The sequence below is a fragment of the Paraburkholderia sp. XV genome (genome assembly GCF_020177535.1).
GTDB classification, from domain to species: Bacteria; Pseudomonadota; Gammaproteobacteria; order Burkholderiales; family Burkholderiaceae; genus Paraburkholderia; species Paraburkholderia caribensis.
The window spans coordinates 37,459-60,799 of sequence record NZ_JAGUUD010000044.1 but is presented as its reverse complement, the minus strand read 5'-3'; the positions used below and the strand labels follow the sequence as shown (position 1 = coordinate 60,799).

At 64.6% G+C, this 23,341-nt stretch carries 17 protein-coding genes; 3 read left to right on the top strand and 14 right to left on the bottom strand.

The window, feature by feature from the left end; translation table 11 throughout:
• Positions 1-133: 133 nt before the first annotated feature.
• Genes KFO72_RS21115 through KFO72_RS21105 form a run of 3 tightly spaced genes read right to left on the bottom strand, consistent with a single transcriptional unit; the run spans position 134 to position 6,329 of the window.
• A complete protein-coding gene (locus KFO72_RS21115; RefSeq protein ID WP_225032928.1) occupies positions 134-2,605 on the bottom strand; it encodes a glycosyltransferase family 4 protein in 2,472 nt (823 codons plus the stop codon).
• Positions 2,602-4,080, bottom strand: coding sequence for a flippase (locus KFO72_RS21110; RefSeq protein ID WP_054930510.1), 1,479 nt, complete (start codon positions 4,078-4,080; stop codon positions 2,602-2,604). Before KFO72_RS21110 ends, KFO72_RS21115 begins: the two co-directional genes overlap by 4 nt.
• Before the next feature lie 59 nt (positions 4,081-4,139).
• Positions 4,140-6,329: a hypothetical protein gene (locus KFO72_RS21105; RefSeq protein WP_412101792.1), complete on the bottom strand. Its 2,190-nt coding sequence runs from the start codon at positions 6,327-6,329 to the stop codon at positions 4,140-4,142.
• Between the two features lie 521 nt (positions 6,330-6,850).
• Here KFO72_RS21105 and KFO72_RS21100 point away from each other — a divergent pair.
• The 3 genes from KFO72_RS21100 to gmd are packed head-to-tail and all read left to right on the top strand — an operon-like array spanning position 6,851 to position 9,755.
• The gene (locus KFO72_RS21100; protein ID WP_225032927.1) at positions 6,851-7,936 is read left to right on the top strand and encodes an acyltransferase family protein; all 1,086 of its coding nucleotides are present in this window, start codon (positions 6,851-6,853) and stop codon (positions 7,934-7,936) included.
• A complete protein-coding gene (locus tag KFO72_RS21095; protein WP_225032926.1) occupies positions 7,933-8,715 on the top strand; it encodes an SGNH/GDSL hydrolase family protein in 783 nt (260 codons plus the stop codon). The genes KFO72_RS21100 and KFO72_RS21095 overlap by 4 nt, the downstream gene beginning before the upstream one ends.
• The gene (gene gmd, locus KFO72_RS21090; protein ID WP_036005339.1) at positions 8,712-9,755 is read left to right on the top strand and encodes a GDP-mannose 4,6-dehydratase; all 1,044 of its coding nucleotides are present in this window, start codon (positions 8,712-8,714) and stop codon (positions 9,753-9,755) included. The genes KFO72_RS21095 and gmd overlap by 4 nt, the downstream gene beginning before the upstream one ends.
• A 55-nt stretch (positions 9,756-9,810) precedes the next feature.
• On the opposite strand, the gene KFO72_RS21085 is transcribed toward gmd, so the two are convergent.
• The 11 genes from KFO72_RS21085 to KFO72_RS21035 all read right to left on the bottom strand — a co-directional run bounded on the left by KFO72_RS21085 (position 9,811) and on the right by KFO72_RS21035 (position 23,298).
• Positions 9,811-11,166, bottom strand: coding sequence for a HipA domain-containing protein (locus KFO72_RS21085; RefSeq protein WP_225032925.1), 1,356 nt, complete (start codon positions 11,164-11,166; stop codon positions 9,811-9,813).
• The gene (locus tag KFO72_RS21080) at positions 11,166-11,486 is read right to left on the bottom strand and encodes a helix-turn-helix domain-containing protein (RefSeq protein WP_225032924.1); all 321 of its coding nucleotides are present in this window, start codon (positions 11,484-11,486) and stop codon (positions 11,166-11,168) included. Before KFO72_RS21080 ends, KFO72_RS21085 begins: the two co-directional genes overlap by 1 nt.
• 270 nt (positions 11,487-11,756) lie before the next feature.
• The gene (locus KFO72_RS21075) at positions 11,757-12,917 is read right to left on the bottom strand and encodes a glycosyltransferase family 4 protein (RefSeq protein ID WP_036005334.1); all 1,161 of its coding nucleotides are present in this window, start codon (positions 12,915-12,917) and stop codon (positions 11,757-11,759) included.
• A 49-nt stretch (positions 12,918-12,966) separates the two neighbouring features.
• Complete coding sequence (locus tag KFO72_RS21070) at positions 12,967-14,196, bottom strand: glycosyltransferase family 4 protein (protein ID WP_225032923.1); 1,230 nt, start codon at positions 14,194-14,196, stop codon at positions 12,967-12,969.
• Complete coding sequence (locus KFO72_RS21065; RefSeq protein WP_374727113.1) at positions 14,197-15,651, bottom strand: glucose-6-phosphate isomerase; 1,455 nt, start codon at positions 15,649-15,651, stop codon at positions 14,197-14,199.
• Positions 15,652-15,678: 27 nt separating this feature from the next.
• Complete coding sequence (locus KFO72_RS21060; protein ID WP_054930502.1) at positions 15,679-16,830, bottom strand: glycosyltransferase family 4 protein; 1,152 nt, start codon at positions 16,828-16,830, stop codon at positions 15,679-15,681.
• A complete protein-coding gene (locus tag KFO72_RS21055) occupies positions 16,827-17,783 on the bottom strand; it encodes a glycosyltransferase family 2 protein (protein ID WP_060600897.1) in 957 nt (318 codons plus the stop codon). The genes KFO72_RS21060 and KFO72_RS21055 overlap by 4 nt, the downstream gene beginning before the upstream one ends.
• 66 nt (positions 17,784-17,849) lie before the next feature.
• Positions 17,850-20,126 (bottom strand): polysaccharide biosynthesis tyrosine autokinase, encoded by a 2,277-nt coding sequence (locus tag KFO72_RS21050; RefSeq protein WP_374727110.1) that lies wholly within the window; start codon positions 20,124-20,126, stop codon positions 17,850-17,852.
• A 91-nt stretch (positions 20,127-20,217) separates the two neighbouring features.
• The gene (locus tag KFO72_RS21045) at positions 20,218-21,399 is read right to left on the bottom strand and encodes a polysaccharide biosynthesis/export family protein (protein WP_060600894.1); all 1,182 of its coding nucleotides are present in this window, start codon (positions 21,397-21,399) and stop codon (positions 20,218-20,220) included.
• Positions 21,393-21,845 carry a low molecular weight protein-tyrosine-phosphatase gene (locus tag KFO72_RS21040; protein ID WP_054930499.1) on the bottom strand — a complete coding sequence of 151 codons (453 nt, stop codon included), beginning with the start codon at positions 21,843-21,845 and terminating at the stop codon, positions 21,393-21,395. The genes KFO72_RS21045 and KFO72_RS21040 overlap by 7 nt, the downstream gene beginning before the upstream one ends.
• A gap of 34 nt (positions 21,846-21,879) precedes the next feature.
• Positions 21,880-23,298 carry a UDP-glucose dehydrogenase family protein gene (locus KFO72_RS21035; protein ID WP_225032922.1) on the bottom strand — a complete coding sequence of 473 codons (1,419 nt, stop codon included), beginning with the start codon at positions 23,296-23,298 and terminating at the stop codon, positions 21,880-21,882.
• Positions 23,299-23,341: the final 43 nt, after the last annotated feature.

Genomic DNA, 23,341 nt, shown 5'->3' with positions numbered 1-23,341 from the left:
TTGCGGCGGCAAAGAAAAGTAGGTGCCGCCCCGCACAGGGGCGACGCGTGAAGCGCGCTAACGTAACGCGGATGCCAGCTCAAACCCAGGCAAACCACTCAGCGTCGCAGACAGACAGAAAAAACCTCAACCCTTACCCCCCACTCGCCACATTGGCAAGAATCCTCTCCACCCCTTCGACATACGCCTGCGTCCCAAACTTCCGCACAGCGGTCTGATACCCATTCGCAACAAGCCTGTCGCGCAGCGCCCGATCCGCCCGCAACTCAGCGAGCGTATCGGCCAGCGCATGCGCATCGCCAGGCGAGCACATCACCCCATTCACACCATCGTCGATGATCTCAACGACACCACCAGCACGTGCCGCCACGACCGGCCGCCTGGCCAGCATCCCCTCAACGATCACACGACCAAACGGCTCCGGCGTAATCGACGTATGCGCAACCACATCGACGGCACACATGCACGCAGCGACATCATCCTGAAACCCGAGAAAATGCACCCGCCCGTCAAGCCCATTGGCCGCGACAAACTCGCGTAACCGGGCCTCATAGGCATCTTCACCAAACAGTGCCGCGCCCACTAGAACCGCGTGCATCTGCGGATTGAGCACCATCGCCTCGAGCAACACATGCTGCCCCTTCCACTGCGCAAGACGACTGAACGAGCCCACCAGAAACGCATCCTGCGGCAGCTTCAGCCGCGCACGCAGCACGCTTTGCGGCGTCTCCCGCAACGCGCTGAACGGTGCAGCAGAAATCCCGTTAAACACCACATCGATGCGCCTGTCGCCAAAATTGGTCAGCTCGGCAAACGCACGCGCCGACGCCGCGGAATTGGCGATCACATGCGCCAGCCCCAGTTTCGCGCACCATTTGATGATCGCAAGCTGCCGGCTGCCGAAATGCTCCGGGCTCACGATATCGCGCAGATGCCAGACCACCGGACGCCTCGCGAAGCGCCCCGCAATCGCGCCAATCACCATCGCCCGCTGCGTGTTCGCATAGATCACGTCGCTCTGACGGGCCCGCACCACGGTCGCGCGCACCAGCGACGCCACGCTCTTCACCGCCTTGGCGATGGGCGGCGTGCCGCCCTGCTTGCGCATGTCGCGCGTCGCGCCGGGATCGAGCACGTCGACGGCCACGCCCTCGCGATGCAGCGCCATGCGGAACGGCCCGTCGTCGAACAGCAGCACCTGCACGCGCGCCCTGAGCGCCTTCACGACCTCCAGCAGCGACAGTTCGGCGCCACCCATTACGCCGCTCTGATCGATCGCCAGCACCCGCAAGGCGCTCGACACCGGCTTCTGGTCGCCCACCTTCGCGGGCGGTTCATCCACAGGCAGCGTCGCCCCCTGCAGCGCGGGCACCGTTTCGCGTACAAAGCCGAAGAAGCGCTCGCGGAAATGCCGGACCGAAAAACGCTCGGCATTGGCGCGGCAATCGGCGGGCCTGAAGCGCGCGGGGTCGTCGGCGAAATCCTCCACCGCGCCGATGATCGAATCGGCCGTCTGCTCGTTGAAGAAGATTCCCGTCGGATGCGACTCGTACTGGTCACGCACGGTTTCGAGCGCCCCGCCCTTGCCGTATGCAATCACGGGCGTGCCGCATGCCTGCGCTTCCACCACGGAAATGCCGAAGTCTTCTTCCGCTGCGAACACGAACGCCTTCGCGCGCCGCATGTGATCGCGCAACACATTGAACGGCTGATAACCCATGATCTGCACGTTCGGCGTCGCCTTCGCGCGCACCTTCTGCATGTCGGGGCCGTCGCCGATCACCACCAGCTTGCGCTCGGGCATCCGCGCGAACGCCTCGACGATCAGGTCGATCTTCTTGTACGGCACCATGCGCGAGGCCGTCAGATAGAAGTCGTCCTTCTCTTCGCACAGCGAGAACGCCTCGACGTCGACGGGCGGAAAGATCACTTCGGAATCGCGCTGATAGACCTTGTGGATGCGCCGTGCGATGAACTCGGAGTTCGCGACGAACGCATCGACGGAATTCGACGTGCGGATATCCCAGTTGCGCATGTAATGCAGGATCATCCGCGCCAACGCGGACTTCGGCCCGCTCGTCAGCTTCGACTGCTGCAGATACTGATGCTGCAGATCCCACGCATAGCGAATCGGCGAATGCACGTAGCTGATATGCACCTGGTCCGGGCCCGTCAGCACGCCCTTCGCGACGGCATGACTGCTCGAGATCACGACGTCGTACGCGGAGACGTCGAGCTGTTCGATCGCGAGCGGCATCAGCGGCAGATAGCTGCGGTACTTCGTGCGCGCCTTCGGCAGCTTCTGGATGAAGGATGTCGTCACGGACTTGCCGCGCAGGAACGTGCGGTCGTCGAGGAAGTCGACGAGACTGAACAGGTCCGCGTCCGGAAAGCACGCGACGATCTGTTCGAGCACGCGCTCGGCGCCCGCATAGGTGACGAGCCAGTCGTGAATGATCGCGACGCGCACGGGCCCGACGCTGCGCGCGCCGCGCCGTGCCGCAGGCGGCTTCGCAACGGGCGAGGTCGTGATGAGATCGCGGCCCGCATCGCGCGTCACGGGCGTGGGACGCAGGAGGTCTTCTTCAACGATATCGTGGTTCATGCGCTATTCCTCGGATTGAGTCGCAACTTCAGACGCACAAGCAGCGAACGCGCAAGATCGCGCAATGCAGGGGTCATCGTGAGCGACCACGCGACGTTCGCGCTCACGATGAGCGCGCCCGCGGCAATGGCCATCGGCAGGCTGGAGAGCAAGGTGGCGAGCCACAAGGTGCCCACCAGAAAGGCAAGATGCGCGAGCATGTCGAGCACGATCGGACGCGCGTGAATCGCCGACAGTTTGAGCAGCGCGACGTAGTCGAACAGTCCGCGCGCGGCCACGACGACAGCGGCGCCCGTCAGCCCGAAGTGCGCAATGCCGAACCACAGCGCGCCTGCGAAGAAAGGCAGTTCGAACAGGCCGAGACGCGCGGCTGTCGCAGGATGCACCTGCGACTGGATGAGAATGCGCGCGAGGTTCGCCTGGCCGACGAGCCACACGGAGATGATCAGGATGCGCCCCACGGGGCCGCCCGCGTCGGCGACTTCGCTGCCCACCCACGCATGCAGGAAGGGCTCGAGCACGATGATCGCAACGAGCGCAATGGGTGTGAACACGCCGTTCAGGAATTCGAGCGACTGCCGCATGATGACGTCGGCATCGTTGCGGTCCACGGCCGACAGGCGCGGAAACAGCGTGCGCTGCAGCGCCGTCGGCACGATGTTCAGACGCGTGACGAGGTTCTGCGGCACCGTGTAGTACGTGACGAAACGCGCGCCGAGACTCGTGCCGAGCATCACGCGGTCGAGCGACTCGGCGACCATCCCCGAGATGCTTGCAATCAGCATCCAGCCGCCGAAGTTGAAGAGCCCCTTCGCCACCTTGAACTGCGGCGCGCGGATATGGCGGATGCCGAGCACGTTGAGCGCGGAACGTCCGAGCAGGATCGCGGCGAGCAATCGCGCGACCACCGCCGCCGCGAGCACGTTCTGCAAGGTCGGCCCCATCATCCATGCAGCGGCGAGCGGCAGCAGCTGGAACAGGAACGTGCCGAGCGTCTGGTTCGTGTTGTAGATGCCGAATCGCTCCGCGCCGTTGATCGCGCCCGCGAACACCCAGGACACGTTGGCCAGCGGTATCGCCACCGCGAGCCAAGGCAGCGCCATATAGACTTCATGCTGCAACTCGGGCGACACCTTCGAGAAATACGCGGTATAGAGCGCCGCGCCGAAATAGATGACGAGCCCGCCGACGATACCCGTCGCCAGGTTCAGCCATGTCGCGCTCCAGAACACCTGCTCGCAGGCCTGTTCATCGTTGGACGCGCGCGCCTTCGAGATGTGGTTCTGCGCGGCCATGCTCATGCCGAGGTCGAGAATGCTGAAGTAGCCGATCAGCGTCCAGACGAGGGCGATCACGCCGTAGCGTTCGACGCCCAGCAGCCTGATGTACGACGGCACCGTGACGAGCGATACAAACGTCGGCAGCACCAGCCCGATCAGGTTGATCACTACGTTTCTGAGGATGCCTTTATCCATCGGATGCCTTTCTGGTCAGTCATAGGTTTGGGTAGCGTGTGGGTGGAGAAGCGTCGTGTTTATGTCTTCGATGCGGGTTTCCAGCGGTACATCAGCACCTTGCCGCGCGCGTCTTCCTCGACGAACACGAGGTACTCGCCGTCGTCGCGGCGCGACGCGCTGATGCCGTTGGGCACGTCGACCCAGCCCGATGCGTGGCCCACTTCTGGCCCCGGCTGCATCGTGCCGACAGGCGTGCCCGTCTCCTTGTCGTAGACATGGACGGTGCCGACGGGCTCGACGGCGAATACGTATTTGCCTTCGACGGTGAGGCCAATCAGCGTCGAGACGGGCTTCGCTTTCGTGTCCCACGGCAGCGGCAACGTGTAGCGCGCAACGGGGTTGCCGCTCGACCACTTGTCGTAGCGCACCATCACGCGGCCCACTTCCTTCCAGAAGCCGCGGTCGAACGGTGCTTCAGTTGTGTAGCCCGTCACGTACATCGAATCGGTTTGCGGGTCGTAGATTGCGCGCTTGATTTCGCTGAACGGTTGCGGCACCGGGTATGAGGTCATGTCCGTGTACGAATAGACGGGGTTGCCCTTCGCATCGAGACCGCCGAAGCGGAAGCGGTTGATGCCCTTCGAATCGCGCGCGCGCCAGATGTCGCCGTTGGTGTCGACCCACCAGCCCCAACCGCCCGCGAGGTGCGTGCCCGTCGTGTTCGGCGTGAACTCGTCGGCGTCGAAGCGGCCGTTGCCGTTGCTGTCGCGCCAGATCCAGTCGCCGCCCTTCGGCGCATTCGGCACCTTCAGCACGGCGCGCTCGCGGCCCGCGATAAAGCCCGAGGGCGTCGCCGTCTCGCCGTCGCGGCCGCCGTCGAAGCGATAGATCTTCAGATGGTCCGCGTACATGTCCGTGAGGAACAGGAACGTGCGGCCCTTCAGCTTGCGGGCGATGGGCAGGCCCGGCCACTGGTCGGTGTTGAAGACGGGATCGTCGGGATACCTGAAACGGTTCGTCAGGAAGCCCGCGTAGGTCCATTGCTGGCCCGCCGGCTTCGACAGATCGAGCGTGAAGCGCTTGTTGCCCGTGTAGACGCTGTCGGGCCGCGACGGGTCCATCCACGCGCCATCGACGAACAACAGCCCTTCGACCTGCCACACGCGCCTGCCGTCGGGCGCATAGCTTTCGAGCGTCGCGCCGAGGCCCGCGCCCGTCGGCTCGAAGCGCGGACCGATGCCGTTGGTCGAGACGTAGACGTTGCCGCGCGCGTCGACGCCGACGCCCGTGAGTCCGTTGAAGCGCTGCGGTCCCGGCTTGCCTGCGACGCCCGAGAAAATGCCGCCGCGCTCGCCGAGCGTCGCTGTCAGCGCATAGCCGCCGTCGCGCTTGCCGAAGAACAGCACCTGCTGACGCGGACCGTTATCGGCGATCAGCACGCGGCCTTGCGGATCGGTGGCGATGTCGACGGCGACCGTGTCGGCGGGCAGTGGCAACTCGTCTTTCAGGCGCTGGCCGTTGGCATCCAGGTGCGCGACTTTCGGCTTGTCGCCGAGCGTGCTGGTCAGCACCCATAGCGTGCCGTCGCCTGCGCGCGCGATGCGCCCCGGTTCAGGCACGCTCCATTGCGCCTTGCGCTGCATCGATTCGGCGTCGTACACCTCGATGCGGTTCTGCGACGTGTTCGACGCATAGAGCGTCGTATCGCTTGCCGCGAGCCCGTTGATGTCGCCACGCGTGCCCGTCGGCACGTCGTTGACCATTGCGAACGCGGCGGCCGCCTTCGCATGCGGATCGAGGCTGCTCACGGCGGGCTGGAACGCGGCGACGCGCTTCGTATCGCCGATCTCGCGCCGCGAGATGCCGTACCACTGGCGGCCCTTGTCCGGCCAGACACCCTGGCCGGTGAGATGCCCCTTCTCGTTGCCGACGCCGACAGCCACGTACGCATAACGCTGGTTGATCGCGATCGCGTTGCCGCCGCTGTTGCCCCAGCCATGCGTGCCGCCCGCGAAGCCGAGCATCTTGCCATTCTGATAGACGCTCGCCTCCGCGCCGCTCTCGTCCCACGGCGCGTTCGTGTAGACCTTGCCGTCGGGCGAGACCGCGAGCGCCGTGATGTTGATCTGCGTCCACGCACCGTCGCCAAAGCCGAAGGTATTGCCGATCCATGACGTCTGCACGTTCAGCGCGGGTTCGGCGAACGCATGCAGTGTCGCGAGAAGGGCAAACGCGCACATCGCGCGGGCAAGCGTGAGTCGGGACAACGCGAGTTCTCCAGTCGAGGCGAAACGAAGGCGGGCGATGACGGTGCGCTATCGCCGGATGCAATGTGGAAATTCGAATGGCAGCGCAATGCGCGCAGTGGCGTTAATGCGCATTGATCCAATCAGCGCTTAACGGTAAGTGCAAAGAATGAAGGACGAAAATCGCAAATAATTCAAAATTATTCGTCGGTTGAATCGCACGAAAAGAAATCGGAAAAAAATTTGCTCCGCATTTTTTTCGGGAATTTTTTGCTTGAAATCAGCTGCGATTTACCGATCCGACGATCGGAACCGGACTTCTTACCGGCTCGCGCCGCGACTATGTATCGAGGTGTAACCGGCCGTATGCAGATATGAAAATCGGCTTTCCGCTATTCAAATCAATTCGTTTATTTCATTCGTGTTTTTTAGGGTTTTTATTTACCTAGAATCAAACCCGCTTTTATCGTCTTCATGGTGATCGCCTCGCGACACCGTGCATGGCCCATTGACTGCCGCATCAGGCGCATACACGGACGCTCATGACAGCCAGCACCCTGCCCGCCCCGCCCTCTTACCAGCGACGCATCGTCCAGCTCGACGGCTTGCGCGCGATCGCCGTGCTTGCGGTGTTCGCGCAGCATGCGCTGAAGGCGCCGCTGTGGATGGGCGTCGATCTGTTCTTCGTGCTGAGCGGCTTTCTGATCACGGGCATTCTGCTGGACCGCAAGGCGCGCCATCAATCGTATTTCAGCTACTTCTACGCACGCCGCGCGCGCCGCATCCTGCCGCCGTATCTGCTGCTGATGGCGGTGTCGTCGCTGCTGTTCGGCTTCGGCTGGGCGCAGCACTGGGAGTGGTATGCGTTCTTCGCGACGAATATCGGCGATGCGCTCAACCAGAGCGGCCATGACAGCCTGAACGTGCTGTGGTCGCTCGCCGTCGAAGAGCAGTTCTACATTGTCTGGCCGTTCGTGATCCTGCTCGTGCCCGAGCGCGCGCTTGGCTATGTCGCGGGCGCGCTGATCGTGCTGGTTCCCGTGCTGCGCGCCGTCGCGACGCCGTGGTTCGATTCGTTCTGGCCGATCTATTACCTGACGCCGTTCCGCATGGATCTGCTCGCGGCGGGCGCGCTGCTCGCCGTTGCCGTGCGGCGCGATGCGAACGCGCTTGCGCCCTTCAGGCTGCTGGCCGTGCTCGGCGTGTGCGTCGCGCTGGCCGTGCTCGCGTGGCTGCATCTGCACTATCCGCGTTTTCGCGCGGCCAATACGCCGCTGTCGAATGCGGGGCTGTATAGCGTGTCGCTGTTGCTGTGCACGTCGGTCGTCGTGATCGCGCTGCAGAGCAAGGGCATCGTCAAGCGCGTGCTGTGCAATCCCGTGCTCGTCTATATCGGCACGATCAGCTACACGATCTACCTGATCCATCTGAGTGTTCTCTACGCGCTCTGGCCGCTGCATTTCAACCGCTATGTGACGGCCACGCTGGCGCTCGCGATCACGCTGGCTTATGCAAGCGCATCGTGGTTCGGCTTCGAGCGCCGCCTGATTCATGGCAGCGCGACACGTGGCCAGCAGCCAGACGCCGTGTTGCACGCGGCACGCGAAGCATCGAGGACTAGCGCATGACGCGCGCGCTGCTGCTGCGTGCCGCGCCGTACGTGCTCCTGTGCGCGCTGACGCTCGCGCATGCGCAAGAGCGCGCGCAGCCCCAGGTGCTGATCGAAGCCTACGGCGACTCGACCACGCTCGGCATTTCGTGCAGCGACGGCCGCTGCGGGCCACGCGCCGAGAACGCGGTGACGTATCTGCAGGACGCATTGCGCGCGAAATACGGCGCGCGCGTATCGGTCGTGAATGACGGCGTCGGCGGCACGATGGCGACGCAATTGCGCGACGGCACGGGCCCGGGCCGCAACGGCCCGTGGAAAGACCGCCTGGCGGCGTCGAATGCGCAGATCGTCACGATCAACTACGGCATCAACGAAGTGATGCACAACCAGACGCCCGAGCAGTTCTATCAGGCCGAAACCGACCTCGTGAAGACCGCGCAGGCGCTCGGCAAGCTGCCCGTGCTGCAGACCGCGAACCCGATGCCCGATGGGCGTCTGAATGCACGGCTCGCAGCAATGGCCGCCATGACGCGGCGCGTCGCGGCCGAACAGCAGGTCCCGCTCGTCGACCACTACGCGCAAATCTCCGCGATGGCCGACTGGAAGACCCATATGTCCGACGGCGCGCATCCGAAGCCCGAGCTGTATCGCGTGAAGGCGCAGCAGGATTTTCAGGTAATCGATCCCCTCGTGCGGCGCGTGTCCGCCGTCGCAGCCGACTCGACGCGCGAGCCGCCGCGCACCGCATCCCCTCTTCACTCCACTTCCGACAACCCGACGAGAGGCAACTCATGACCACACAACGCAAGGCTATTATCACGGGCGTATCCGGCCAGGACGGCGCCTATCTGACGAAACTGTTGCTCGGCAAGGGCTATCAGGTTACAGGCACGTATCGCCGCACCAGCTCCGTCAATTTCTGGCGGATGGAAGAACTCGGCGTGATGGACAATCCGAATCTGCAACTCGTCGAGCACGATCTGACCGACGCGGGCTCGACGCTGCGTCTGCTCGACACCGTGCAGGCCGACGAACTGTATAACCTCGCGGCGCAGAGCTTCGTCGGAGTGTCGTTCGACCAGCCTTCGACGACGGCGCAGGTCACGGGCGTGGGCGTGCTCAACCTGCTCGAAGGCATCCGCACGGTGAATCCGAAGATGCGTTTCTACCAGGCGTCGACGTCGGAAATGTTCGGCAAGGTGCAGGCCGTGCCGCAACGCGAGGAGACGCCGTTCTATCCGCGCAGCCCGTATGGCGTCGCCAAGCTGTTCGCGCACTGGTCGACCATCAACTATCGCGAGTCGTATGGCATGTTCGCGACGAGCGGCATCCTGTTCAATCACGAATCGCCGCTGCGCGGCCGGGAGTTCGTCACACGCAAGATCACCGACACGGTCGCGAAGATCAAGCTCGGCAAGGCCGATGTGCTCGAACTCGGCAATCTCGATGCGAAGCGCGACTGGGGCTTCGCGCTCGAGTACGTGGAAGGCATGTGGCGCATGCTGCAGGCGGATGAACCCGACACCTACGTGCTCGCGACGAACCGCACGGAGACGGTGCGAGACTTCGTGAAGATGGCGTTCGCCGCTGCCGGATACCAGCTCGAATGGTCGGGCCGCAACGAGAACGAAAAGGGTATCGACGTGCGCACGGGCAAGACGCTGATTCGTGTGAACCCGAAGTTCTACCGCCCTGCCGAAGTCGATCTGCTGATCGGCTGCGCGGACAAGGCGCGCGACAAGCTCGGCTGGAAGCCGGAGACCACGCTCGAACATCTGTGCAAGATGATGGTCGAGGCGGATGTTGCGCGGAACCAGAACGGCGTGTCGTGCTGATAGTGCCTTCCCGCCGCTGACAGAAAAAGGGCGCGTGAAGCGCCCTTTTGCTTTTCTAAAGCAGCTTGCGATCGACCTGCGGGACCATCGGGGCGAACTGCAACAGGCGCTCGGCCTGCACGCCGATGAAGTCCGAGATGGTATGCACCAGCGCGCGTTCGTCGCCGACGTAGGCGTCCGAGCGCGCCAGTTCGGGCGCGAGCGCCTTCGCGGCCTGCGCCATGCGCGTCATTTCGCGGCCGAGAAAGCGCGGCAGCGTGCCCGTTCGCCGCGCGAAATCCGCCAGTGCGAACGGCGTAATTTCATCGAGCCGGAATACGTCGCCGTAGCCCATCGCCATGTCCTGCTCGACGCGCTCGCCATAAGCATTGACGGACACCAGGTCATACAGCGGCGCAGGTTCGAGGCCGCCGCCGTGCATGAAAAAGGACAGGTTTTTTCCGTGTGCGTCGCTGTTGCCGATCAGCAGTTGAAACAGCGCCCACCGGATCATGAAAGTGCGCGCGGCAGCGGGATTGTCGAGATGCCGCTGAAGCGCGAACAGTTTTTCGAAGCTCACACCTTCGCGTATGTTGCGCACGTCCGGCGTGTTGCCGAAATTCCGCTCGTATTTGAACGTGACGGGTAGATCGAGTGCCTGGCAGCCGTCGATCACATGGCGGCGGCGCACCGCCTGTACGGACTCGCCATCCGACGGGTCCCGCTCGACCGTCCGGTCGAACCGCCCGATCAGCAGGATCGGCTCGGGAATGCGACGGATCGAAACGGGCGCGGTCGGCAGTCCCATGCGGGACGCCAGCGTCATGCAGTAGTGCTCGTTGGCGACCATGCAGGGTGTCACGGGGCTGCGCGATTCCGGTTTCAGGATGTGCGTCGAACTGAGCGGTCCGTCGGCAAGCGCGATGCGCTCGCCTTCCACCAGTACTTGCAGCTTGTCCTGATAGCCCGCTACCGACAGACGAACCTTGCCGTCCCACACAGGGAACGGAATCACGTCGCGCTCGCGGATGCGCTGGCTCAGTTCGTCGGGTGAAATTTCCCGGCGCGCGGGCGGCCGTTCTTGCGGGGGAACGGGGTTGCCGTCATCGTCCGCGGCGAGAAAGCTCAATGCGCCGACGGGCTCCTTGCCGAGCATCCGGATCAGCCCATAGGTGTTGTCTTTCGACACCTGATACACGACCGACGCGACATCGAGTGCCCGCCCTTCCGGCAACAGATTGGCGATGAATCGATGCACGGCGCCCGCCGGCGGCTCGTCGCCTGACAGCGGGATGTGTGGAGACAGCGGAAACGCATGCCTGCGCGCGGGCCATTGTGTGTCGTACGCGAAGCGGTAGAGGCTTTGTTGCGCGTCGAAGTCGAGGCGGCCGACTGCGCCTTCGTGAGCCGTTACGTGAAGGGCATGAGGCATCAGGACGCCTCCGGCGGCGTATCTGAGGCCGTGTTCGGGTTGAACGGTTGGACGGCATCGAGCACGGCGCTGGTTTGCTGGTTCGTAAAAACCAGCATGTTGAGGCCGAGACCGTTCAACACCTTGAACACCTTGTCGAGACTGACCGACCGGCCGTTTTCCAGACGCGATAGCACGTCTTTGGAGATGCCGAGCATGTCGGCGGCGTCGTCGATGCGAAGCTCGCTTTGCGCACGCCGGTTGCGCACGAGCCGGCCCAAGGCTGCCATGTCGTGAGCCAGTGGATTGACGGCCGTAGGTCGAGGCAAGGTGCGAGCCATAGTTCCGGAATTCCAGGAATAAACTGTTCAGCGAACGCCGCGAGACGAATAATTACGAGAATATCGGAATTATGAGGAAAGAGCGTGTGAACTGTCAATAGTTCTGATTTTTCAGGAATTAAGACTCGCGACAGACAAGAAACGTCAATAATTCCTTAAATATCGGAATTATAGCAACCCGATGAGCGAGACCTGCCTCGCCGCCGGGCGCGCCGTAAAAAGAAAGGGACGGCTCGCGGCCGTCCCTCCCCTGATCGCTCTCTATCCGCCCTACGCCGCTGCCTGGATCGCCTCGTTGTACACGGCCGCAACCCGCTTCGCGATCACCGGATTGTCGAAGTTGGCCCGCGCATACGCCCGGCACGCATCCGGGTCCGGCAATCTGATCGTTCCATCCAGCGCCTTGCCCAGGCCCTCGGCGATCGCATCCGCGCCCGTCGAGGGCAGCACGAGATCCTGCGACAGCCCCGCTACCGCTTCCGGCAGCCCCCCCACGGGGGTCACCAGCACGGGCGTTCCCGACGCCAGCGATTCGACGGTGATCAGCCCGAACCCTTCGAGCGCCACGGTCGGCACGACGCTGATATTGGCCGCGCGATACAGCGCGGCCAGATGCTCGTCCGGCACGAAGCCGAGCAGCTTCACGTTGTCGCCGAGACCGGCATCGTCGATGCGCTGCTGCAACTCCTGCTGCAAGCGCCCCTTCCCTGCGATCAGCAGCAGCACGTCCGGATTGCGGCGCTTGACGACCTTCACGGCATCGATCAGATCTTCGAGACCCATGCGCCGCACGAGCCGCCGCACGGCCAGCACGATGGGCCGGCCAAGCGGCAACTGCAGGCGCAGCCGCGCTTCGTTTTGCGTCAACGGCAGATTGAACTGGTCGACGTTCACGCAGCCCGGCACGACGCGCACGCGGTCGGCGGGAATGCCGTAGCGCGACGTCAGAATGCGGCCGAACGCATCGGACAGCACGATCAGCCGCGACGAACGCGCATACACGGTCTGCTCGAGATAGCGCTTGGCGCGCTGACCGAGCGAGTCCGCGCCTTCGACATGACTTTCGTCGGCCCACGGTCCCTGGAAGTGGGACACCTGCGGAATGCCGCGCATCGCGTCGAGACCCGGAAAGGTGTACAGCGCGAAGTGCGACGAGATCACGTCGGGACGCTGCTCGCGAATCTCGCGGCGCAGCGCGCGGCGCGCGGCCATCAGGCGCAGCGGCAGCGATTGCGCCGCTGAGCCGAAGCCCTGGATCGCGCCGTTGGTGTCCTGCGCGACGCGCGCCGAGCCCGCCACGACGCCGCGCACTTCGACGCCCGCGCCGGGCAACGCGCCGATCAGCGAGTAATACATGCGGTCGAGACCGCCCGCGCGCTCGGGAAACCAGTGCATGCCGATCTGCAGCGATTTGATGGAACGAGTGGTCATGGTGTGTGCTTTCCTTGTCGTTGTCGATGTGCGCATCGAGCGGTGCGCGTCACGCGCGATCCGCGCGTTGCGGGCCCGCGAGCACATTCGGCGCCAGCGCTTCGGCGTCGTTGTCATTGGGGTTCCTGGTGCGGCGGCGGTCTTCGCGCTGCCCCGCAATCTGCCGGTACAGCGCGATGTACTGCTGCGCCATGCGCGCCCAGCCGAAGCCCGTTGCGAGTTCGTTGGCCGCGCGGCCCATCGCGAGCCGTTGCGCGTCATCCGATGCGAGACGTCCCACGGCTTGCGCGAGCGCCTGCGGATCGTCGGGATCGTCGAGCACGATGCCGCATTCGGGCGTGATGATCTCCGCCCCGCCAGCCGTGTGTGCCGTCACCACCGGCAGGCCCGCCGCCATCGCTTCGAGCAGCGACAGGCTCATCGCCTCGTAGCGCGACGGAAACACGTACGCATCGACGGAATGCATCAGCACGGGCATCTCCTTGACGAGACCGAGAAAATGCACGCGATCCGCGATGCCGAGCGCTTTCGCTTCGTCCGGATACGGACTGCCCGGCAGATAACCCGCCACCGCGATATGGACGCGTTCGGGCAGATGCGTCAACGCCTTGAGCACCGTGCCGAGATTCTTGCGCGGCGTGCGCAGATCGCCGACGAACAGCAGCAGGAATTTGTCCTCGGGCAACTTGAAGCGCGTGCGGTCGCCGTGCGCGGCGGCGAAGCCCTGTGTATCGACGCCGTTGTAGATCACGTCGAGCCGGTTGCGCGGCGTGAGACCGATCGCGGCAATCTCGGTCGCGACCTTCTGCGACACGGCCGTGATCACGCGCGAGCGCCGGTATGCCCAGCCTTCCAGCACGGCATTCACGCGCGTATAGACGAACTGGTACGCGGACCACAGCCCCTTGCTCAAACCGAACGGGTAGTACTTGCTGTTGAACCAGCCGCTATGGACGAAGTGCGCGGTGTTTACGTCGGCAGGCATCCACGTGATGAAGCCGTTGACGTGCAGCACGTCGTATTCGGCGCGGTGCTTGCGCAGCCACCACGCGCTCTTCAACGCGAACACCTGCTGGCGCAGCAGATTGGTCGGCCAGAAGCGGCCGATTTTCACGGGCGCCCAGCGCACCAGCGGATGTTCGAGCAGTTCGGGCGCGACATGCGAGGCGACCAGCGTGACCTCGATGTTCTCGTCGAGCGCCGCGCGCGCGATCTCGTGATTGACGCGGCCCTGCCCGTCGTTATGACGCACTACGTGCGTGACGATGGCGACTCTCAATCAGTGGCCTCCAGGAAAGAATGATTGGCGGCGCCGGTTCAGCTTCTGCCAGTGCGCCGCGGAAATAATCGAAAACACGCCCATGAAGAGCAGCAGGCCGCCCGTGCCGACGAGCGAATTGGTGAAGACGAGCATCGCGAAGATCGCCAGCGCGAGCGACAGCGAAGCCGAGGCGAACTTGTCGTCGCGCAGCTTGAACGAGGCGCGCAGCGCGCGCAGCAGCAGCCAGATCACGCCCGACATGTACAGCAGCGTGCCCGGCCAGCCGAGCACGAACGGAATGTTCATCACGCCGCTGTCGAAGTTGCCGTACTGGCCGAGCTGGCCGCCGTCGTTCGACAGCTTGGTCGAGGTGCCCGTCGCGCCCAGCCCTTCGCCCGTCACGTCGGTGAACGCGGTTTTCGCGAAGGTCGCGTAGAACTCGTTACGCGCGGCGTAGCTCTGGTCGTCGTGCAGATTGACGATCGTGTCGAGGCGCGCCTGCATCCGCTCGGCGACCGGGCCGATGGCGAGCAGCGGCACGCACAGGCCAACCAGCAGCACCGCGCTCGCGACGATCCGGATACGCACCTTGTTGTTCGACTTGGCGAGCTGGATCAGCATCGCGATGACCCAGCCGCCCCACGTCGAGCGCACCAGTGAGAGACAAAACGACAGGAAGCCGAGCGCGCCCGCCACCCAGCGCACGCGATGGTTCGCGGCCATCACGTAGACCATCGCGCCCATCATCGCGAGCGCGAACGGACCCGATGAATTCATCGTGCTGAATACGCGCACGCCGAACGGCACCGGGTCGCCCTGCGAGTTCATCTGCGAGCCGAGCATCCACAGCGCGTCCCACTGCGGCATGACGAAGAATTGCACGAGGCCGTAGCCGCCCATCAGCAGCATGCCCCAGATGAAAGTATTGATGATGGTCTCGCGGAACTCCGGGTACTGGCGCGAGTGCGCCATGATGTGAAAGCCGATCAGGATCGGATAGACCCAGTTCGCGAGGTCGTACAGGGCCGCCAGCGGGCCGCTGGAGACGACGCCGATCATGAAGGCATACGCAAGCCCTGCCAGCGCCAGCAGGACGGGCAGACCGCGCCGTTGCGCGAGCACGGGGTAGAAGCGGATCAGCGACAGCCCGCTGATCATCGTCACGGCGAGGGGCGCGACCTGGATCAGGCTGGTCGGCGTGAACGCGCCTTTGGACCAGTCGGCGAGACGCCGCACTTCCGGACTCAGGAACCACAGCCACCACATGTAGCCGACGTACTTCGCGGGCGCCTTGAAGTACAGCCAGAAACCCACGGCGATCGACAGCACCGGGAACGCGAGCGTCAGCACCGTGCCCTGATGCGCGACGATCAACATGACCGTGACGAGCCACAGCAATGCGGGCGGCAGCCACTCGCTCTTCTGGCGCCTTTCGCCCTTCATGCTCTTGACGGCGCGCGCGGCGCTGTCCATCCCGGCTCGTGCAATGGAGGACATCGCTTACATCCCTCCCCGGCTCTGCGACGGCACGCGCGTGTTTCCACCGGCGTTCGTCTGCTGCGCGGGATGCGCGTGCTGCGCTTGCCGGCGCAGCAGATCGCGCGTGAGCTTCACGTGCTGCTGCGCATAGTGCTGGGTCGTGTGATCGCGCGACACGAGCTGCATCGATGCTGCCTGCGCCTGTTGCAGCGCTTTGTCCGGCGACGCGATGAGGCCGAGCAGCGCCTCGCGCAGCGCGTCGGCGTCGAACGGCGGCACATACGCCGCCGCGCGGGCCGAAAAATAATCCTGCAAGCCGCCAACGTTCGTCACCACCATCGGCTTGCCGACGGCGGCGGCTTCCAGCATCACCGTGATCCCGGAGGCATGCGTATTCGGTCGCAGCGGCACGACGACCACGTCGGCCCAGTCGTACAGTTCACGCTGTTTTTTCAGGCCCGCGGCGGGCGCGACCTGCACGTTCAGCGAGCGCAGCGCACGCGGGATGCGCCGGCGCGTCGCGAGCCGCACCGCGAAGCGCGGATCGTTGCCGACGGCCTTGATCAGCGTCTCCCAGTCGCGGTCGCGATCGTTGCCGATGGCCGCGATGCGCAGCGGCGTATCCGGTTGCCATGCCTTCGGCTGCTGCACGGGGAAATCGCGCGTGTTCAGCCCGTAGAAAAGCTGCGTCGCGTCGCGGCCGAAATACTCGCGGCACAGTTCGGCGTTGTCGCGCGCGAGCGTCGTCAGGAGATCGGCACGCGCAATCAGCTTCCGATAGAACCAGCGGCGCAGCAGCCCATAGTTCGGCCACTTGTCGATCAGCCACACGCTTTGCGCGAGCAACAGCGGTTGCGTTTGGCGCTTGCCGTTCATCAGCAGCATCAGCGCGGCCGACAGCCATTCCTGCTCCGTATGCGTCCAGATGACGTCCGAGCGCAGCATCTCATCGCGATTACGCAGCGTGTGAATCAGGTCGAAACCGAGCAGCGTCTTCAGCGCACGCCGCACGAGGCGCACCGGCTTGCTTTCCTTCGCGTCCTGCGAATAGCTCAACTGGAATTCGTCGGACTCGGCATGGTGATAGCCATACAGGCAGCCGATGTTCTCGCCCGGGCGATAGAAGCGCGGATCAGCGCCGTAAAACAGGTGTACGTGGACCTTCGTCGTCATGCGTGCACCCCCGTGCCCGTGCCACGCTGCTGCGCGAACGCGCGACGCGCTTCGCGAGCGCCCGTGCGCACGGCGCGCCAGCGCGCGAGCTTGGTGCGCGCGCCTTTCGACGTCAACGCGAGCATCGCATGCACCGCGCCCGGATAGACGCGCGTGCCCACGAGGGCATACCACCACCACGCAATTTCGCGCTGCCCGGCGGGCAACTGCTCGCGCAAGATCAGATGCAGGTTATAAGCGGCATTGCGCACCGCCGTCAGCGACTGCGCATCGCGGCGGTCCTCGTCGAAGCGTTCGGCGGGGTAATGATCGACGGCGACGCGCGGGTCGTAGACCAGCTTCCAGCCCGCGTTCTTCACGCTCATGCTGAAGGCCATGTCGTTGTGCACCTGCGCGCCCGCGCCGCGCAAACGGCCGTCGAAGCGGATCGAGCGCACCGCGTCGCGCCGGTAGCTCATGTTAGCGCCCTTGAGCAGATCGACCTCGCGCGCTTCGCCGACGCCGAGGTGATGATTGCCGATGATCTTGCCCGACTTCATCATCTTGCCGACCAGAAAGCGCGAGCCGTCGAGCACGCCGCCCTTCTGATGCACCCAGTCGCGGCCGCCGAGCGCGCCCAGACGCGGATCGCTCTCGAACGCGGCGCCGATGCGGCGCACCCAGTCGGCGTGCGGCGCGGCGTCGTCGTCGGTGATCGCGATCACGTCGCCTGTCGCGGCATCCAGGCCGCGATTGAGCGCGGCCACCTGGCCCGGCACTTCGACGGCCGCGACGTTCAGCGGCAACGCGCCGACCACGAGGGGATCGGCGAGGCATGCGTGGGTCGCTTCATCATCGGGACGCGCGACCACCACGACTTCGTCGGGCACGCGCTCCTGCTTCTGCAAGGCCGCGAGACAGCGCGCGAGATCTTGCGGGCGGCGAAAGGTCGGCACCAGTACCGTTATCTTCATCCTGTACTCTCCGTGGCTTGGTCGATGGCGCGTGGCCTCGCCGCGCGGGCAAGGCCGGCGCGCGCATCAGGTGCTCAGGTATTCCTGCACGGCCGCGTAGCTGCGGTCGTAGTTGCCGCGCGCACGCGGCGGCATCGCGTTGAAAATCGCGCCCTGCACGTGCACGCCCGCCGAATGCAGGCGCTTCAAGGCGTCGGCGATCTCGCCTTCGCTGTGCATGCCCGAGCGCACCACGAAGAACGTCGAGCCCGCATAGCCGCCGATGATCGACGCGTCGGTCACGGCCAGCACGGGCGGCGTGTCGATCAGGATCACGTCGTAGCGCTTGGCCAGCCCTTCGAGGTATTGCGGCAGGCGCGGCGACATCAACAGTTCGGACGGGTTCGGCGGACGGCGTCCGCACGAGATGAACGACAGGTTGTCGATTTCCGTTGCACGCAGCGCATCGTCCAGCGAAATCTGGCCGCTCAGCAGTTCCGACAGGCCGTTGTCCTGCGAGCCGCCCAGATGCTTTTCGAGCGCGCCGCGCCGCATGTCGCCGTCGATCATCAGCACCCGCTTGCCCGAATGCGCGAGCAGCACGGCGAGGTTGATCGTCAGGAAACTCTTGCCGACGCCCGGCAGCGGCCCCGTGAACATCACGATGTGGTTGCGCGCGTCCTGCAGCGTGAACTGCATCGACGTGCGCAGACTGCGCAGGCTTTCGATACACACGTCCTTCGGCTTCGCGTTGGCGAGCACCGCGCGCTGGCGCGTGCCGCCGCGCACCGCGGCGCTCTCCAGCAGCGCCTGTTCGGCCGACAGCGGCACGAGGCCGTAGACGGGCAGATGGAAGGTGCGCTCGACCGTTTCGGGGTCGTCGATGCCCTTGAACATATTGCGGCGCAGGAACACGAAACCCGTGCCGACGATCAGCCCGAGTATCGTTGCCGCCGACAGGATCAGCGCCTTCTTCGGCTTGATGGGCGAACCAGGGCGCAGCGCGGCGTCGACGATATGCACGTTGCCGCCCGTACCCGCTTTCTGCACGGACAGCTCCTGCACGCGGTTGAGCAGCAGCACGTAGATGTCTTCCGCGACCTTCGCGTCGCGCTGCAGCTGCACGGCCTTGACTTCGGTGGCGGGCAGATCGCGGAAACGGTCCGCGTATTTGGTGCGCTGCGCCTGGAGTTCGGCCATCTGCTGCTGCGCGGCCTTGATCATCGGGTGATCGTCGCCGTAGCGCTGTTCGAGCTGCGAAATCTGCAGGCGCAAGGCCGAGATCTGCTGCTCGTACTGCACGCTGCCTTCCAGATAGACCTTCGCTTCGTCGCTCGCGTTGATCGAGCCGCTCTTGCTCTGATACGCCGTCAACGCCGCTTCCGCGCGTTCGAGATCGGACTTCAGGCGCGGCTCTTCGCTTTTCAGGAAGTCGAGCATCCGGCTCGCGTCGGCCTGCTTGGTGCGGATGTGCTCCAGCAGATACGACTGCGCGAGCGCATTGGCGACGGCGGCCGCGTGCTCAGGGTTCTGGTCTTCGAGCGAGATCGAGATCACGCCCGTCTGCTTGCCCTGCTCCTGCACGTTGATGGCCGACTGGAACGCGGCGATCGCGTCGAGGTCGTTCGCGCGCATCACCGTGAACTGCGTGCCGGGCCGCGCGACGAGTTTGTTGACTAGCATCGTGACGCCGCCGCCCTGAGCGGGCTGGCCCGCCTGGCCGCGCAACAGCAACTGGCCGTCGGGCGTCATCAGCGTGTAGCGCTGGTTGTCGAGCGCGGTGAGGATCAGCTTCTGACCTTCGAGCGCGGGGGCGACGTCGAGCGAATCGACGTCGGCCACTTCGCCGCCCCACGCGTACGAGCCGAGGCCGAGCCACGGCTTCGCGGGCTGGCCCGGCGTCGCAAGACGCGCAGCGAGGCTGCCGAGCACGGGGATGGTCTTCGGCGCGATCGAGAAGTTCAGCTTCATGTCGTGAACCACGGGCGCAACCACGCCGCGGCTTTTGATCATTTCGATCTCGGCGTCGGTGGGAATCGTCGACTGGCCCGTCGAGATGGTCGCACCCGTTTGCGTCTGCGTGAGCGCCTGCGAGGTGTTGTCCGACGTTTCCACGCGCACGTGCGCATCGGCCGAATACACGGGCTTCGCGACATAGCAGTAGAAGCCGGCAATCGCAACGATGGTCGCGGCGATGCCGATCAGCCACCAGATGTCGTCGATGATCACCTGCAGCAGTTGGCCGAGGACCACGTCCTCTTCTTCGGTTCTGGCCTGAATGGCCAGATGGGGATTGGCTTGAGTGCTCACTTGGATACTCGCTTGAGTGCTCAGGGTTGACCCGGGTCGGGTCGCCGGCGGCATCCGGTGCGTTGCATCCGTTCGTGTTCCGGATGCGAAGCGCCGGGATGCCGGCAGCGGTTCAGGCATTGCAAAGCAATGAGACGTCAGGACATCAGCGCGTCAGCTGCTTCAGGTAGAACAGCGTCTGCACCGTCGGCAGGACCTGCTGCAACACGCGGTTGAAGGTCGTCGAGGCGGCCGTGCCCACGTACACCACGTCCATCGGCTGCAACTGGAATTGCGACGACAGCATGATCGCGTCGGGCTGCGTCATGTCGAGGCGATACACGTCGGGCGTGGTCGGCTTGTCCTTCATGCCGCGCATCACGAAGATCTGGCGCGGGTTCGCGTCGGTGTCGAGAATGCCGCCCGCCTGCGTGAGCGCATCGGCGATCGTCAGTTCGCCCTTGTTCATCGGCACGGGAATCGGCGTCTTCACTTCGCCCATCACGAAGATGCGCGTGTCGCTGCGGTCCGGCACGTTGACGATATCGCCGGGTTCGAGCATCACGTTCTGCGTGGTATCGCCCTTGTCGAGCATGCGGTTCGCGTCGAGCACATAGAGCTTGCCCTTGCGCGTGAGGCGCACGCGCTGCAGATCGGCGCTGTCGGTCGAACCGCCCGAGCGGGTGATCGCGTCGACCAGCGTGAGCGGCACGTCGGACAGCGCAAGCGGCCCCGGCGTCTTGACGTCGCCCGTCACCTGGACCTTCTGGCTCCGGTACGACAGCACGCGCACGTCGACCTGCGGATCGCGGATGTACGGCACGAGCTTCCTGGCGAGTTCGTCGCGGATCTGCGCCGTGGTGCGGCCCGACGCGCGGATGCGCCCGACGAACGGGAAATAGATCGTGCCGTCGGGCGCGACCGTCTGCCCGTACGGATCGGCCTGGCCCGGCAACGCCTGCGTGTATGGCTGCTGCAACGCGCCGCCGATCGACTGCGTGGTGTTGCCGCCCGAAGAGAGCGTGCTGCCGTTCGGCGTGGTCAGTTCCGGGTGGTCCCAGACGGTGATGCCGAGAATGTCCTGCGGCGCGACGCGATAGACATACTGCGTCGGATCGGCGAACGGACCGGGCGGCGGCAGCACCTGCTTCGCAATGGCGTCCGCCGTCTGCGCCTGCTGTTTCTGGATCACCTGGGCGTCGATCAGCGTGACCGGGTACGTTTCGGCCGGCTTGTTCTGCGAGTCTTCCTTCAGACGCGACGTGTCGAGGTAATTCCCCGGCGCGGTCGCGCACGCCGACAGAAAAGTCGTCAGCACAATAGATAACGTGATGTTTCGTTTCAGCATATTTTGTCCAGCCATCCCATGACGAGGTGTTCCATGTGCGCGAGGCTGTCGCGATACGCGCCTTCGTCGCGTCCATGCGGATCGACGACGTCGGCGCTTCCCCACTTGTCCCACTTGCCGAGCGCATAGACCTTGCCGCGCGACGTGGGATCGAGCGCCTCCACGTCCTTCACTTGCCGCTGTTCGGTGACGAGGATCAGGTCGGCATCGCGCACGAGCTTGCCGTCGAGCCGCCGCGCGCGATGCGCGCCACTTTCCACGCCGCGTTCTTCGAGCAGACGCCGCATGACGGGGTCCATGCCGTAGCCGTCGATCGCACGCAGGCCCGCCGAACGAAACGCGATGGGCTGTGCGCCGCGCGTGTCCTGACGCGACTTGAACAGTCGCTCGGCGGCGGGCGAGCGGCACACGTTGGCGTGGCAGACGATCAGGACGTTCGCGAACATGGGGCGGCCTCTTTGCAGTCGATGACGCCAGGGGTTACAGCACAGCAGCCGTGGAAGCCGTGGCAAGCGAAGCGACAGCGGCTTCGGATTGCGCAGGCTGACGGCCGATCGCGTGGTACTCGATGCCCAGCTCGCGCATCGTGTCCGGTTCGTACAGATTGCGTCCGTCGAAAATCAACGGCGTTTTCAACAGCGTCTTGAGGCTGTCGAAATCCGGGCTCTTGAAGACCTTCCATTCGGTGAGGATCACCAGCGCGTCGGCCTGCTGAGCCGCCTGCATTTCTTCATCCGCGAACGCGAGGCGGGCGAGCTGTTGCGGCTTGTCTTTCAGGTCGAGCGCGAACACGCGCTTCGATTCGTCGATGGCAACGGGGTCATAGGCCACGACCTTCGCGCCGCGCGCCAGCAGTTCGGCGATCAGCGCGCGGCTCGGCGCTTCGCGCATGTCGTCGGTATTCGGCTTGAACGCAAGACCCCAGACGGCGAACGTGCGGTCCGACAGGTCCTCGCCCAAACGTGCGACGATCTTGTGCGCGAGGATCTTCTTCTGCGTTTCGTTGACGGCTTCGACGGCTTCGAGAATGCGCAGGTTGTGGCCCATCTCGCTGCCCGTGCGGATCAGCGCCTGCACGTCCTTCGGGAAGCACGAGCCGCCATAGCCGCAGCCCGCGTACAGGAAGTCGTAACCGATGCGCGGGTCGGAACCCATGCCGCGACGCACCGCTTCGATATCGGCGCCCACGCGGTCGGCGAGATTGGCGAGGTCGTTCATGAACGAGATGCGTGTCGCGAGCATCGCGTTGGCTGCGTATTTCGTGAATTCGGCGGAACGCACGTCCATATACAGCGTGCGTTCGTGATTGCGGTTGAACGGCGCATACAGACGCTTCATCAGTTCGCGCGCCTTTTCGCCGGGCACGTCCTCGTCGCAACCGAGAATGATCCGGTCCGGGCGCGTGAAGTCGTCGACGGCGGCCCCTTCTTTCAGGAACTCCGGGTTCGATACGACCGAGAACATCTGCTTCAGGCCGCGCTGGTTCAGTTCGTCCTGCACGGCCTGCGCAACGCGGCGCGCGGTGCCGACGGGCACCGTCGACTTGTCGACGATCACCTTGAAGCCCTTCATATGGCGGCCGATATTGCGCGCTGCCGCCAGCACGTATTGCAGGTCGGCCGAACCGTCTTCGTCGGGCGGCGTGCCGACGGCGATGAACTGGATGTCGCCATGCGCGACGGCCGCTTCGATATCCGTCGAAAACGTCAGGCGCCCCGCCTTGCGGTTGCGCGCGATGATCTCCAGCAGACCCGGCTCATGGATCGGCACGCCGCCGTTGTTCAGCACGTCGATCTTGCGCTGATCGACGTCGAGGCAGAATACGTCGTGCCCGATGTCTGCCAGACAGGCACCCGTGACGAGGCCAACGTATCCGGTTCCAACGATCGTCAGGTTCATGAATTACACCTCGGAGATTGAATGGTTCAGTGAATGGAGAACG